Raw genomic sequence first — 12,605 nt, 5'->3', positions numbered from 1 at the left:
ATCTCCTCGACAAAACGCTTCCTGGCATCGCCGCGCTGGTTCTCCCGGGCGAGCAGGTCGTGTCCCACATGGTCGGCAATGGCGAGCGAGGCGTCATTGCCGGACACCAGCACCATGCCGTAGAGCAGGTCCTGCAAGGTCCAGACGTCGTTCCGCTTGAGACCGGCCGAGGAGCCTCCGGTCAGATGCGGCCGGTCGATCTCCACCGTCTCCGACAGCCGGTCTCCCATCTGGTCGACCAGGATATAGGCCGTGACGAGCTTGGTGAGGTTCAGGATTCGAAAGACCTTGTCCGGGTTCTTGGCGTAGAGAACCTGCCCCGTGTCGGCATTCATCACGAACACGGAGGCCGCGGTGACTTTCGGCGGCGCGACGGGTTCCTGGCTCACGGCTCTCCCCCCGAACAGTGTCACGAACGCCGCCGCAAGGCAGCCGGCCACCAGCCCGCATGATTTCGTCGAACGGCTCATTGTCGCGATACCGTCACGCCCCAGGGTGCGGTTCCCGTCGGAATCGACTTGGTCACTTTCTGACGGTCCACGTCGATCACAGAGACATCGTTGCTGTTCCCATTAGTCGCGAACAGGAACTTCTGGTCTGGTGTGAAGGCGAGCTGCCAGACACGCTTTCCCACAAGAAGATAGTCCTCGACCTCGAATGTCTTGGCGTCAATGACCGCGACGCGATTGGCGGGACCCAGAGCCACGAAGGCCTTTCGTCCCGTCCTTGGCGCGCACGCCGACGGGCTGGATATAGATCTGCTGCACCCCCGGGACTCGAAGTCGATGACCTTGATGATCTTTCGGGTCTGGCGTCGATCCACCGAGACCGTCCCGGCCACCTTCCGAGCCCCATAATTGCTCGCCGTCTGCAGTGAACTCGGCGAGCGCGGCCGCGTCCCGACGAGAACGTTGTCGGTGATCTCATAGGTCTCCGTATCGATGAAATGGGCCATATTGGTGGTCTCCGAGGTCACCACCACGGTCTTTCCGTCAGGGCTGACGCCGACGCCTTCCGGCTCCACGCCAACCTCGACTTCCGCCAGCACCTCCTTCGTGTTGAGGTCGATGACGGTGAGCAGATTGTCGTCCTCATTGGCCACATAGATCGGACTGCCGGAGGGGTGAATGTTCAGCAGCTCCGGGTCGGGTCCGGACGGGAGCTCGGCTACGATCTGCCGGGTGCCGACATCAAGAACCTGGACGGTGTTGGAGTCGCTCGCGCAGATGAGCACTGTCTTATCGTCCTTGGACAGCATGATGCCGCGCGGACGCTGACCTACGGGGATCGTCGTCAGGACTTGGAGCGTTTCGCTGTCGATGACAGTGAGGGAGTTACCCTTTTCGTTGGAGACATAGACGGTATAGGCGTGCGCCGGGGCGGCGCTCCAGCCCAACCAGGCCGCTGCGATGAGAAATGCTGCAAGGCGTGATGCTGTCACGTTTCCCTCCCGGGGACATTATGAGCAAGGCGCGGTGCCGGCTCGTTTTTATTGAAGTTTGCATTTGGTCTCAGGCGCGTCGATGCCGAGCGTATCGACCTCTTCGTGCTCGTGCAGGAAGCCGGTTTGCGGCGAGGTCGACACGGGCAACTCGGGTCCTGCGATAATGATGGGCTGGCGGAGTTGGCCGTCCCATTTGCGGAAGGTGACCTTCTGCCCCTTGAACGCCGCGAGGTCGAACTTGTCCCCACGGATATAGGCGTTGATGGGCGCGTAGTCTCCCGACTGGGTTCGCGATGCGGCTTCGCCCACGGCGCGAACCGCGATCCAGGCTTGGTGATCCAAGGGCAACATGAAGCGGTGGGCGAAACGTTGAAACCTGTTCTGCATCTGGGTGGCGCCCCATTGCTCGTGCGCCGGATGCCAGCTCATGGCCTCGAGGCCCGCGGTTCCGGCAACGGGGCGCGGGTCCCACGTGCGGAACGGCAAATAAGGTCCAAAAACTCCCCGGCGATCGGCCACGATCAGCACATCGTAGTCTGGTGCGCCTTGGGTGAAGACCGGCATCTGCAATTGGATCAATTGCTGGCCGGTATCGGAGCGGCGCGCGCCCGGCGTTACCTCATAAGGGCGCTCCTCGACAATGGTTGCGCCGAAGCGCTTGGCGGATCGCCGGATCGCTTCGAGATACTCCTTATCCTCCGGCGAGACGCCCTTCGCCACGAGCCAGCGCTGCCACTTCTTCCAAACCAAATACTGGGCCAGGGCATCGGCAAGCATGGCGAGGTCGGGCGCGGTGTGCAGGATGTTTGCACGGCAATCTTCCTGTCGCAGGCGGACCTCCGGTGCGCTGACGTTGAAGAGCGCGACGTCTTGGCCTTTGACCGAGTCCGAAAGCTGCAGCAGCACATCGGCCGGCGCGTCCACGAGAACGAACTGGTGGCCGCTCGCGACGAGGTCTTGAAGCGCGGCGACGGCGTCTCCGCCGACCGGGACACGTTCGACATCGAGCGTGAATTTCTGGCCGGTGAACTTCCCGGTCGTGTTGTTGTCCTTGAGAGCGATCTCCGCACCGGCGATGCCCAGGTCTTGGGGCTTCGTTCAGCCGCGACAGGGGAATGAGTTCTTCCACCTCCTGTTTGAGGTAGCCGATTGGGACCAAAGTGGGCTTGTCCGCTGCTGCTTTTGGCCCATCCTCCACCGCAACCGCGGGGAGGGTGCCGGAGAGACAAAAGCCCAGAAATCCCGCAATAAGCAGACATCTCCAAGTCTGCCTCTGTGTTCCGGAAATACCGGCGGGAGCATGGAACGCCATACGATAACCTGCTGAGACACCAAGGATCTCTCGACGAGCGAGGATGCGGCCGGGAAGTCTACCTGTTCTGACGTGGTGTACGTAGCAACTTGAACGGGAATAACAGGTACATGTTGCTACGTACATGCCGTCTGTCGTTGGACTTTTGGCATGGATTTATTGACATCTTCCCGAGCGGCGCGCACGCTTCTGGTGCGAACCCGTCTGGAGCTACCGGCCAGTCAGGCCGGTTGAATCGGGTGCACCCAAGGAGGAAAACATGGGGAGCTGTAAGACAGCCGCCACGATTGTTGGCGCGCTAGCGTTTAGCCTTGCCGGAACGACTCTGGCTTTGGCTGGAGCTGAAACTGAAACCGTCGCGACGACCACAACGCGAGAGGCGCCTGTGCCATCCGTGTCGCAGGACATGCTGAGTGGCGCGGCGACGGACACGAAGAACAACCTTCACACCAATCTGAACTACGAGCAGACCCGGTATTATCAGGGCAAGCAGATCAACAAGTCGAATGTTGGCAAGCTGCGCCCGGCCTGGATTTTCCAAACCGAGGTCGTCGAGTCACTGGAAACGACGCCGATCGTGGTCGACGGGGTGATGTATGTCACCACGTCGTTCAACCACGTCTACGCGATCGATGCCAAGACCGGCGAGCAGTTCTGGCACTACAAGCACAAGATGGGTCCGGTTACGACCTATTGCTGCGGTCCCAACAATCGCGGCGTCGCGATCTATAAAGACAAGGTCTATATGGGCACGCTCGACGCCAAGCTCGTCGCGCTCGACGCCAAGACCGGCAGCCTTGTTTGGGAAACGCAGATCGCAGACCCGGAACTGGGCTACTCGGAGACGATGGCGCCGACCGCGGTCGACGGCAAGATCCTGATCGGCACCAATGGCGGTGAATACGGTATCCGCGGCTTCGTCCGCGCTTACGACGCCGAGACCGGCAAGCAAGTGTGGAACTTCCACACGATCCCGGAGAACTCCGTTGGCGTCTGGGCGACCCATGACGCCACGGGCAAGGATATGCATCGCGATATCGAGGCGGAGAAGGCGGCGCTCAAGAAGCTGGGCGACCCCTACAAAACCCTCGGCGGCGGTGTGTGGCAGAACCCGGCTGTCGATCTCGAGAAGAAGCGCATCTATTTCGTGGTCGGCAATCCGTCGCCCGACCTCGACGGTTCGATCCGTCCTGGCGACAACCTCTACACGGACTCGCTCGTGGCGGTTGACCTCAACACCGGCGAGTATGTGTGCCACTTCCAATACATCGCTCATGACGTCTGGGATCTGGACTCTGTGAGCCCGCCGATCCTGGTCGACGTGAAGAACAAGGACGGCAAGACGGTCCCCGGCGTGATCCACGCGGGCAAGACCGGCAATGTCTACGTCCACAATCGCGACGACTGCAGCCTCATCCGCTTCTCCGAAGCGATGGTGGACCAGACGGGCATGTGGACGCTGCCGACGCCTGAAGGTGCCAAGATGCTTCCCGGCGCCAATGGCGGCGTGGAGTGGTCACCCATGGCGGTCAACCCCGACCTGGGCTTGAGCTATGCGGTGAATCTGCATCAGCCCATGACCTACCACGTCGAGAGCTCGCCCTATCCGGGCGGCAAGCTCTGGCTCGGTGGCGCCTTCAAGGTGATCCCGGGTTCCGAGCAGTTCGGCAACGTCACTGCCGTCGACTACAACACCGGAAAGATCAAGTGGCAGAAGAAGACGCCGCTGCCGATGATGGGCGGCGCGTTGGCCACGGCCGGTGGGCTCGTGTTCACGGGTGAAGGCGACGGTTGGTTCCGGGCCTATGATGCCGAAAGCGGCGACGTGCTGTGGTCGTTCTTCGCCGGCGCCGCGTCAACGCACCACCTGCCGCCTACTCGGTGGACGGCAAGGAGTACATCGTGGTCGGTGCGGGTGGTAACACCCAGATCGACTTCAAGCGTGGCAACAACATCATCGCCTTCACGGCCGACTGATCGCGTTTCCGCTTAGCGAGAACGAGAGGACGGGGCATGATCGTGCCCCGTCCTTTTCCATGTCTACCCTGCGGGGAGTAACAAGAATGTTTCGAATTTCAGGCTGGGCCTCGATTGCCGTGCTCTTCGCTTCCGCCCTGGTGATAGGGGGCAGCGCCATCGCCGCAGACGACATCGAGCAGAAGGCACAGATCTGCGCCACCTGCCACGGTGCCGACGGCGTGCCGATCAACAACACGACGCCTGTAATCTGGGGCCAGGACGAAGGCTATCTCTATTTGCAGCTGCGCGATTTCCAGAAGGGCACGCGCAAGAGCCCGCTGATGGAGCCCATCGTCGCGGACCTCGAAAAACAGGACATGTACGATCTTGCAGCCTACTTCACGAACAAGAAGTGGCCCAATCTCGGCCAGCCGTCGGCGCCGTCGGACGTTGCCGCCAAGGCCGAGTCTGCCGCAAAGTCGATCGGCTGCCGCGGCTGTCATCTTGATCACTTCCAAGGCGACGGCACGACGGCGCGTCTCGCGGGTCAGTGGCAGGAATATCTCTTGAGCCAGATGCTGGCATTCCGCGACGGCTCGCGCGGCAACAATCCCGGCATGTCGGATCTGATGAAGGCGACGCCGAAAGAGGATCTCGAGCCGCTCTCGAAATACCTGGCGGGCTTGCAGGTCGATCAATATATCGGCCGCGGAGGCCGCTGACGGCTAGCGTGCCGCCGCCAGCTTTTCGCGGAGCGCCGTCAGCGAGGTGAGATCGGCGGCTGACTTGCCTTGGTCGTCGCGCAGGCTCTTATCGGCGCCGCGTTCCAGAAGGAGATCGACGGCGGCGGCATGATTCAGCTCGGCCGCGATCATGAGCGCCGTGCGGCCGCGGTTATCCCGATCGTCGATGTTGGCGCCGCGGTCTAGAAGCAGTTTCATAACATCGACGATATCGAGGACACCTGCCTCGCTCGAATGCCCGGCGGTCCACATCAACACCGTAAGATCGTTGCCGTAGCGGGCGTTGATATCGACACCCTTGTCCAGAAGCAGCCGGGTCACCGGCAGGAATCCACGCCCCGCCGCGTAAACGATAGCCGTCTTGTCCGTGGCGTCGATCCAGTTCGGGTCGGCTCCCTTCTCGATGAGATAGGCGACGATCGGTTCGCTGCCCATATAGGCGGCGGCTTCGAGCGGCGTTAGGCCGCTGCGGCCCGGAAGGTCGACTTTGGCGCCCCGTTCGACCAGGAGCTTCACGATTTCCAGGCGTCCGGCCTCCGCAGCTTCAAGAGCGCGGTCGAGCCGTCGAGATTTCGCGCGTCGATCGGAGCGCCGTGATCCAGATACAAGGCCACCAAGTCCGGTTGGCCCGAGGCGGCTGCGTGCGCCAAAGGCTTCGCGCCGAACCTGTCGCGCGCCTCAAGGGATGCGCCGTCCTTCAGAGCCAAGGCCGCCAGTTCGGGGCAGCCTTTATCGGTGGCGTCAAACAACGTGTTGTTGATCTGCACAGTTCCCGCGCCGCGCTGGATCTGCGCGTAGTGCTGCTCGAGATTTTGGCAGGCCCGGCGGTTGGCCAGGGCCGAGTCGGGACACAGCAAGAGGATTGCCGGGACCAGGCCAAGCGCAAGATGAAAGGCGGGGATCGGACACGGCTTCATATTGAACTCCTCGCGGCTCAGGAATGGGGCCGCCAGCAGATGAATATATCGGATGATCCACCCGTCCAAGGGTGAGAATGAGAGCGGTCGCCTCCGGGGGTATGGGCTTCGTCTCTCATGGGTGGGCGCCGAGTCGAGGCGGGGTCTTGGTCCATGCACCACCGCTTCGTCCGAGTTTGGCGCCGAGCTCAAACAACCGGGCCATGTAAATCGGATCGAAGGCTTCCGTGCTGGTGTCGGGAAAATCACCGGGGATGTAGGCGAGGTTGTAGTCGATACCATTGCGTTGGGCGGATGCATGCATCTGGTAAAGGTCGCCGATGCCTTGTGTCTTGATCAGGGTGGAAATCGAGCGGCCCGCTATCGCCAAGGTGCTTGCCTTCACAACTTGGAACTCGGGCGTGACGCGTCCATTGCGCACGATATACAGGCGGCGGGTGGGCCTTATGCCCAGCTTCGCATCGGTCCCGTCACTTCTGATCTGCATGGGAAATAGAACCACCTGATTGGTGGTACCACCATCCACATGCATTTCCTCGTGTAGCTGGCCTTCAACATGCACCGAAATATGGACGGGTGGAAACACGGCGGGAATCGCTGCGGAAGCAAGAAGGACATTGCGGAAGAGCTGCAACGCGTGGGGATGGCCGCTTGAGGCAATGCGCCCCATATTCCAAACGACCGGCCGCTGAGCGTCGAGATTGGTGGTTCCAATCAGCAGCCGGCGGCCCCTGCTATGTTCATGGGCCACTTTGCGTATGAAGTCCTCGTCGATATAGGCCGCGATGACCCTGGCCAGCGGAGCGTTGCTTGCGAGTGACTCCCCTCCAAGAAGGCCGCGCACAAACTGCTTCTTGACCAGCTGGTCCGTGGAATAGGTCGTGTGGACCGCTTTCAGCGCTTTGTCATAGCGCGGGCCAAGGAATGCGAACGGCGCGGTGAGCGCGCCAACACTGACGCCGGTCACGATGTCGAATTCGGGGCGGTCTCCCCGTGAGGTCCAACCCACCAGCAGCCCGGCAGCAAATGCGCCGTCAGACCCACCGCCAGAAATAGCGAGGAAACTTGATCGCCGGTGGCGTGCCATTCTGGAGGTGGGGTCTGCGTGCTCTTGCCTGCTCCCACGACTCGGCAAGGCCGTCCATGTCCGGAGCTCATCGCCCCAGTAGCGGAACTGAGTGCCATCGAGAACGGCAGCTCTGTCGGCCAATTGGGCGGGGACAGGATCGCGAGGCAGGGAAGCGCAGCCGGCAACAACAAGGACCAAAGCGGTCGAAAGAACCCTGCGACGCCATTTACTCATGGTCACGCCACTAGGAGGATGTCGTTGTGTTCATACGGCCTGCGAGGAGCAGCGCGAGGCCGGTCGTGACAGCCTGCGCGACAGTGAACGTTCGCCTTTCATCGCGCTGACTTCTCGATATGGGCAAGGAGGCGATCGATCAGTTCGTTCTGGCGTTCTGCCGGAAAGGGCGCGATCCCCAGGAGCGTCTGGAACATGAGGCCGTGTGTGGCGGCCCACAACACCATGGCGAGGTCGGGGTCCTTGGCTTCCTGCTGGATGTTCGCGTACTGCTCGGCGAATTCCGCGCGCAGCGGCTCCAGCAATTCGGGGTTCTGAGCGGCGGCGGCCAGGATCGCCATTTGGACATTTGGATCGAACTCGTCCGTAAACTTCGACGCCGCGACCACCGCACGTAGCGTTGGATTCGGCTGCCCCTTCCGCGCTTCGCGATGCTGTTCGATGATGAGCCGAATCGTCCCGATGAGACGTTCCAGCATCCCGGAAATGAGTGCGTCCTTGCTCGGGAAGTTGTAGAGAACGCCCCCTTTGCTCAAGCCGCAGTCGCGGGCCACGGCGTCGAGCGTGACATGGGCCGGGCCCTCTCTAACCGCCACGCGCTGAGCAGCGTCGAGAATGTCTTCCCTTGAATTGGAGATGCGGCGGTCCGCTTGGGGCATGATTTGAGACTAACCGTCCAGCCGGTATAGTTTACCGTCTGGTCGGTATAGTTTTCAGAGCTCCATTTGTCAAGCTGCGAACGGACTTGGGCTCCTCATTCGAAAGGGACGCGCTAAACGCTGAAGCCGAGCGCGCCTCGGCCGGCGGAGGGCTTGGCCACGTTGAACCTCACTTGTTCCTTCGCCATATTCGGCCCTATCAATCGCCGGGTGGGGGCGCCCGTTCCTTTGGCCCTCGACCGCGTTGCGACGGAGGGCAAGGTCTTGAAGAACGCGATCGTCCTATATCTTGTCATCGGCATCGCGATCGTTGCGGGCCAGCGCTTCACGGGAACCCATTGCGATCCCCCGCGCATGGTCCCGAAAGTCACGGCGAACTACCCGTCTCCCATTATCGGGGCGTTGATCTGGCCCGCCAGCTTCTATGAAAATGTCTGGAAGAAGGACGTCCCGCTCCGGGAGTATCTCTCCCCAAGCATCTGCGTCGAGTCCAAGGGCGCGCCGGGGCCGGAAGCCGACTAGAGCCAGAAGCGCAAGAGCGGCCCGCTCTCGGTGCGGCGTAGGTCTGGCGGTGGAGGCAGTCATCGGCGAACCCATCTCCGCACCCGGGTTCCCTGTTCTACGGGAAAATACTGGGAAATACGCCCTGAGACCCGCTCAAGAGCGATATCAGCCTTCCATTCACCGTGAAATTCAACGCGTTACCTCCGAATTCCCTAGGAATCGAAACAGGGAATTTCGCTGACTGAACAGCGTAAGACGGAGCCTAACAGGGAGGAAGGCATCGCTTAGGTTTGGGGCAGCGATGCCGAGACCGGATCGCAGACTTAGCCTTTGCCAACGTCCGACATGGGCCGCACGTGCGCAGTTGATGAGCCGTATTCGAGAAGGCCGTTTCCCTACTGGCTGGCGTCAGCCGATGAAGAACACATCTACCAGAAACCAGACGATCATCACTACGCCGACGATCACCTTCATGACCAGGGAGCTGATTGTGCCGAACCCGGACACGGCCGCCTGTCTCGACATAAACGTGCATGCTCTTGATGTCTGCTGCGTGCCAAGGTCGGCAGATCCTCACGCTGTAGATACACGGCGGCGAAAGGTAATTTCGCCGCCGTGCTTTGCAGAACTGCGGCTGCAGTAACAGCTTGGCCCCTGTTCAGGCGGACAGCGGTTCTCGCGCCTCTGACAAGGGGCGGCTAAGCGCGATCACAGTTAGTACTGCTGCGCCATTGAGCCAGTAGAACCAGGCATCCAGTCCTGAAAAACCAAAGAGGGATGGCGCTGCGACAAATACCAGTCCCACCATGAAATCGACCGCGACATGCAGCGAATAGGGCACGACACGGAGAATGCCGGTCTCGTGATCGGTCAGAACGGTCAAAACCAAAGCTGCCACACCGGTGGCGACCGATAGCCAGAGGGCCAACGGATTACTCGCGCCTAGTCCGAGCAGGAAGGGCAAGCCAATCAGCGCAAAGGCTACGGGGTAGTCAAGGTAGGCGTGGATTTTGCGGGTAACGAAGCGGATATCCATGATTGTACTCCTTCGTTGTCGATCAGGGGCCACAGGGCTTTCGCAACGCACTGGTCATCAAAGGGCTCTCCAGTGCGTGTTCTTGCGACGAAGCGAGGGTGGCCGCGGGGGTTGCGGCCACCCTCTGTGCCCTTAGCGACCCATGTTGGTGGCGTAGAGGTTTGGGTAACCCTCCGCAGCCACCGGCGCCACGCCGGCGGTCGCAAGGACGGCAGCAATCAGAATGGTCTTCAGCATCGTCGTTCTCCTTGAGAGGTTGGTTTCAGGATGCGAGATGCTGATATGGCATTTGGAACCGTTCAGTCAATAAACGCGCATTCACGAGTGCGTGAGTTATTGACTGTTCAGTCCCTAACCGACGAGAAAAAAGGGGTTTGGCGCTCGCAGCGACCGCCTAGAGCTCGCGCAAAGAAGCGTCGATGATCGCCTGAAGGCCGTCAGCGGGATAGCCGGAGCGCGCCAGTACGCGTAAGCCTATATAGGTGTTGAGGATGTGAGCCGCCGTTGCCGCACGACGCTTGGCCGACCACCGGGCACCCTTCTTGCTCTGCTTCAGCGCCACGGCGATGGCGTCCTGCAACCGCCATAGCATTGCGGTCACCTTCGCCTCGACCTTCGGGTCGAACCGCGCCCGGTCGATGGCCGCATTGCACATGAAGCAGCCGCGCCTCGCGACATCGCCCTTTACATCCTCGAGCATCTCGCGGATGCGTGAGAGCCCATCACCGCCGTCGGGATTGCGCAAAGCGTCAATGCCCTCGTCGACCTCTGTCTTCTCGTAGCGGTCGAGCGCCGCGAGGTAGATGCTGCGCTTATCAGTGAACGCTTTGTACAGGCTGCCACGGGCGATCTTCATCGCCTTGAGCAGGTCCTGAAGCGAAGCGCCCTCATAGCCCTTCGCCCAGAATACGCCCATGGCGCGGTCAAGCGCCTTGTCTGTATCGAATTCTCTCGGTCTGGCCATTCTTCGGATCTCCGCTGTCGACATATACGTTGGAGACCATTCGGTCAATATCTCACGCGCTTGTGAAGAATTTATTATTGACTGTTTGGTTCCCAATAGCGATAGGAAAGACCTTGGCCCGGTTCTGGGTCCTTTCGCAATTGCAACGTCAATATGGAGAGTCCGTTATGAAAACTTCTGTCTTAATTGGTGCGGCACTCGCCGCGTGGGTCGGCTTTACCGCGCCTGCTTTCGCCGGTCCCGAAGTCAACACGGCGACAGGCGCCGTGATCGTCGATGGTGATCCTGCGCCAGGCCTCGCGGTGCATGGCTTCGATGTCGTTGCCTACTTCAACGAAGGTAAGCCAGTGCAGGGCGATGCGAAGTTCGCCGTCGTGCATGAGGAAGCGACCTATCGCTTCGTTTCGCAGGCTAATCTAGATGCGTTCAAGGCCAGTCCTGACAAGTACGAGCCGGCTTATGGCGGTTACTGCGCTTATGGCGTGTCGGTCGGCGCCAAGTTCGACGGTGACCCCCGTTACTGGAAGATCGTCGACGGCAAGCTGTACCTCAACCTCGATGCCGATATCCAGAAGGCATGGCTGGAGGATGTGCCCGGCGCGATCAAGAAGGCCGAAGCCAATTGGCCAGACCTCGCGGATAAGCTGCCTTCAGAAATCAACTGAACCTATATGAGGCGCTCCCGGAGAGGTGCGCCTTATCCATAGGAGAGGATCTTCCAATGAAACGAGCATTCGCCGCGATCGTATTGTTTGCGATCGTCCCATTCGCCGCGATTGCCATCGCGCAATCCGGAATTGAGAGTTCTCTGACCAGGTCGGAGTTGGAGTCTCTTCTCCATGTGCCGGCTGCCGACTACCAGCGGGAGTGGGTTTTGCTCGGTTCCTTCTCGGTCCGCGCTGACGACCCTGAAAAGGGGGCCAAGGAATTGCATGTGTTTATGCGGAACCTAAGAGCGTAGAGATTTATCGAGAAAGCGGTGTGTTTCCCGACGGTGCCATCCTGGTCAAGGACGTATTCGCCACTAATACGGAAGCCTTGACCACCGGCATCGCAAGCTATGCCGACACGCTCAAGGGACGCTTCGTGATGGTCAAGGATAAGACAGACAGGCACGCCGCGAATCGCCGCTGTGGGGCGACGGATGGGGCTGGGCGTTCTACGAGGGTACCGAAACACAGAAAACTATAACGACAGACTATCGGAAAGACTGTCTAGGCTGCCACGAACCGGCACGCGGCCAGGATCTCATCTATGTCCAGGGCTATCCGATTCTAAAGCGCTAGCCTGCCATGCCACTACTGAGTGTCTCGCGAAGCGACTGACTGGAGCGACACATCATAATCCAAAAAGAAAGTGCAGATCAGGTACCCAGCGGCAACTATCTCGATCCATACCGGCCCGATCTGCGTCTGGCCAGAAAAGGATAATCGCTATACGCGCTCTAGCCATTCTGCTCACTTTCGTTTCGGATAGTGCCTTGGCCAAGAAGCTGAATATGAACCCTCCGTATGTCGAGGTTATCTCACGGCTTGCCCTGTCACCGAGACCCCACTTGAACCTATCAATCATGCAAGACATACGAGACTGAGCGATCGATGACCCGCGAAGAGCGCAGCGCCAATTTCCGCGCGATCGGTCGTATCGAGGTTCCGAGCCCGCCCGAACGCCATCTGAAGGCAGTCTTTCTCAGACCGGCACGCGATCGCAGGCGCAGCTTGCCAGGCTCTTGGCCGAACTGCCACCCGAGCCAATCGCTTAGGC

Annotated in this window: 16 protein-coding genes; 7 read left to right on the top strand and 9 right to left on the bottom strand. The window is 60.4% G+C overall.

What is annotated here, in order from left to right; genetic code table 11:
- The 3 genes from AUC71_RS04395 to AUC71_RS04385 form a co-directional block, all read right to left on the bottom strand.
- Positions 1 to 389: D-alanyl-D-alanine carboxypeptidase family protein (locus tag AUC71_RS04395; RefSeq protein WP_204376626.1), on the bottom strand; the 389-nt coding region annotated here is incomplete at its 3' end.
- Positions 390 to 466: 77 nt separating this feature from the next.
- Positions 467 to 1,441, bottom strand: a complete 975-nt coding sequence (locus AUC71_RS04390; protein ID WP_069623281.1) for a PQQ-dependent catabolism-associated beta-propeller protein — start codon at positions 1,439 to 1,441, stop codon at positions 467 to 469.
- Positions 1,442 to 1,489: 48 nt separating this feature from the next.
- Positions 1,490 to 2,506: an ABC transporter substrate-binding protein gene (locus tag AUC71_RS04385; RefSeq protein ID WP_244500798.1), complete on the bottom strand. Its 1,017-nt coding sequence runs from the start codon at positions 2,504 to 2,506 to the stop codon at positions 1,490 to 1,492.
- Between the two features lie 635 nt (positions 2,507 to 3,141).
- On the opposite strand from AUC71_RS04385, the gene AUC71_RS04375 reads away from it, so the two are divergent.
- Both AUC71_RS04375 and AUC71_RS04370 read left to right on the top strand, forming a co-directional pair.
- Positions 3,142 to 4,749: a pyrroloquinoline quinone-dependent dehydrogenase gene (locus AUC71_RS04375; protein ID WP_244500797.1), complete on the top strand. Its 1,608-nt coding sequence runs from the start codon at positions 3,142 to 3,144 to the stop codon at positions 4,747 to 4,749.
- Between the two features lie 70 nt (positions 4,750 to 4,819).
- Positions 4,820 to 5,437, top strand: coding sequence for a c-type cytochrome (locus tag AUC71_RS04370; protein ID WP_069623278.1), 618 nt, complete (start codon positions 4,820 to 4,822; stop codon positions 5,435 to 5,437).
- A 3-nt stretch (positions 5,438 to 5,440) separates the two neighbouring features.
- Here AUC71_RS04370 and AUC71_RS04365 read toward each other — a convergent pair whose 3' ends face one another.
- The 4 genes from AUC71_RS04365 to AUC71_RS04350 all read right to left on the bottom strand — a co-directional run bounded on the left by AUC71_RS04365 (position 5,441) and on the right by AUC71_RS04350 (position 8,337).
- Positions 5,441 to 5,974, bottom strand: coding sequence for an ankyrin repeat domain-containing protein (locus AUC71_RS04365; RefSeq protein WP_069623277.1), 534 nt, complete (start codon positions 5,972 to 5,974; stop codon positions 5,441 to 5,443).
- The gene (locus tag AUC71_RS04360) at positions 5,971 to 6,375 is read right to left on the bottom strand and encodes an ankyrin repeat domain-containing protein (protein WP_141701444.1); all 405 of its coding nucleotides are present in this window, start codon (positions 6,373 to 6,375) and stop codon (positions 5,971 to 5,973) included. Before AUC71_RS04360 ends, AUC71_RS04365 begins: the two co-directional genes overlap by 4 nt.
- A 115-nt stretch (positions 6,376 to 6,490) precedes the next feature.
- Positions 6,491 to 7,462 (bottom strand): patatin-like phospholipase family protein, encoded by a 972-nt coding sequence (locus tag AUC71_RS04355; RefSeq protein WP_158007694.1) that lies wholly within the window; start codon positions 7,460 to 7,462, stop codon positions 6,491 to 6,493.
- A 314-nt stretch (positions 7,463 to 7,776) separates the two neighbouring features.
- The gene (locus tag AUC71_RS04350) at positions 7,777 to 8,337 is read right to left on the bottom strand and encodes a TetR/AcrR family transcriptional regulator (RefSeq protein WP_069623275.1); all 561 of its coding nucleotides are present in this window, start codon (positions 8,335 to 8,337) and stop codon (positions 7,777 to 7,779) included.
- Positions 8,338 to 8,565: 228 nt separating this feature from the next.
- Between AUC71_RS04350 and AUC71_RS04345 the strand changes: the two genes are divergently transcribed.
- A complete protein-coding gene (locus AUC71_RS04345) occupies positions 8,566 to 8,859 on the top strand; it encodes a hypothetical protein (RefSeq protein ID WP_069623274.1) in 294 nt (97 codons plus the stop codon).
- A gap of 640 nt (positions 8,860 to 9,499) precedes the next feature.
- On the opposite strand, the gene AUC71_RS04340 is transcribed toward AUC71_RS04345, so the two are convergent.
- Positions 9,500 to 9,877 carry a hypothetical protein gene (locus AUC71_RS04340; protein ID WP_069623273.1) on the bottom strand — a complete coding sequence of 126 codons (378 nt, stop codon included), beginning with the start codon at positions 9,875 to 9,877 and terminating at the stop codon, positions 9,500 to 9,502.
- A 394-nt stretch (positions 9,878 to 10,271) separates the two neighbouring features.
- Positions 10,272 to 10,841, bottom strand: a complete 570-nt coding sequence (locus tag AUC71_RS04335) for a TetR/AcrR family transcriptional regulator (RefSeq protein ID WP_069623282.1) — start codon at positions 10,839 to 10,841, stop codon at positions 10,272 to 10,274.
- A 167-nt stretch (positions 10,842 to 11,008) separates the two neighbouring features.
- Between AUC71_RS04335 and AUC71_RS04330 the strand changes: the two genes are divergently transcribed.
- Genes AUC71_RS04330 through AUC71_RS22555 form a run of 4 tightly spaced genes read left to right on the top strand, consistent with a single transcriptional unit; the run spans position 11,009 to position 12,127 of the window.
- On the top strand, positions 11,009 to 11,506 hold the full coding sequence (locus AUC71_RS04330; protein WP_069623272.1) for a YHS domain-containing (seleno)protein: 498 nt from the start codon (positions 11,009 to 11,011) through the stop codon (positions 11,504 to 11,506).
- 56 nt (positions 11,507 to 11,562) lie between these two features.
- The gene (locus AUC71_RS20155) at positions 11,563 to 11,802 is read left to right on the top strand and encodes a hypothetical protein (RefSeq protein ID WP_204376625.1); all 240 of its coding nucleotides are present in this window, start codon (positions 11,563 to 11,565) and stop codon (positions 11,800 to 11,802) included.
- Positions 11,803 to 11,822: 20 nt separating this feature from the next.
- A complete protein-coding gene (locus AUC71_RS22560; protein ID WP_425283353.1) occupies positions 11,823 to 12,032 on the top strand; it encodes a hypothetical protein in 210 nt (69 codons plus the stop codon).
- On the top strand, positions 11,972 to 12,127 hold the full coding sequence (locus AUC71_RS22555) for a cytochrome P460 family protein (RefSeq protein ID WP_204376627.1): 156 nt from the start codon (positions 11,972 to 11,974) through the stop codon (positions 12,125 to 12,127). Before AUC71_RS22560 ends, AUC71_RS22555 begins: the two co-directional genes overlap by 61 nt.
- The last annotated feature ends 478 nt before the right edge of the window (positions 12,128 to 12,605 follow it).

Source organism: Methyloceanibacter marginalis (assembly GCF_001723295.1).
In the GTDB taxonomy this organism is placed as follows: domain Bacteria; phylum Pseudomonadota; class Alphaproteobacteria; order Rhizobiales; family Methyloligellaceae; genus Methyloceanibacter; species Methyloceanibacter marginalis.
This window is presented reverse-complemented; position numbering and strand designations above follow the sequence as displayed.

Coding starts and splice junctions, on each gene's coding strand:
- AUC71_RS04355 (WP_158007694.1), bottom strand. CDS start 7,462: ATGGCACGCCACCGGCGATCAAGTTTCCTCGCTATTTCTGGCGGTGGG.
- AUC71_RS20155 (WP_204376625.1), top strand. CDS start 11,563: ATGAAACGAGCATTCGCCGCGATCGTATTGTTTGCGATCGTCCCATTC.
- AUC71_RS04360 (WP_141701444.1), bottom strand. CDS start 6,375: ATGAAGCCGTGTCCGATCCCCGCCTTTCATCTTGCGCTTGGCCTGGTC.
- AUC71_RS04340 (WP_069623273.1), bottom strand. CDS start 9,877: ATGGATATCCGCTTCGTTACCCGCAAAATCCACGCCTACCTTGACTAC.
- AUC71_RS04350 (WP_069623275.1), bottom strand. CDS start 8,337: ATGCCCCAAGCGGACCGCCGCATCTCCAATTCAAGGGAAGACATTCTC.
- AUC71_RS04330 (WP_069623272.1), top strand. CDS start 11,009: ATGAAAACTTCTGTCTTAATTGGTGCGGCACTCGCCGCGTGGGTCGGC.
- AUC71_RS04370 (WP_069623278.1), top strand. CDS start 4,820: ATGTTTCGAATTTCAGGCTGGGCCTCGATTGCCGTGCTCTTCGCTTCC.
- AUC71_RS04335 (WP_069623282.1), bottom strand. CDS start 10,841: ATGGCCAGACCGAGAGAATTCGATACAGACAAGGCGCTTGACCGCGCC.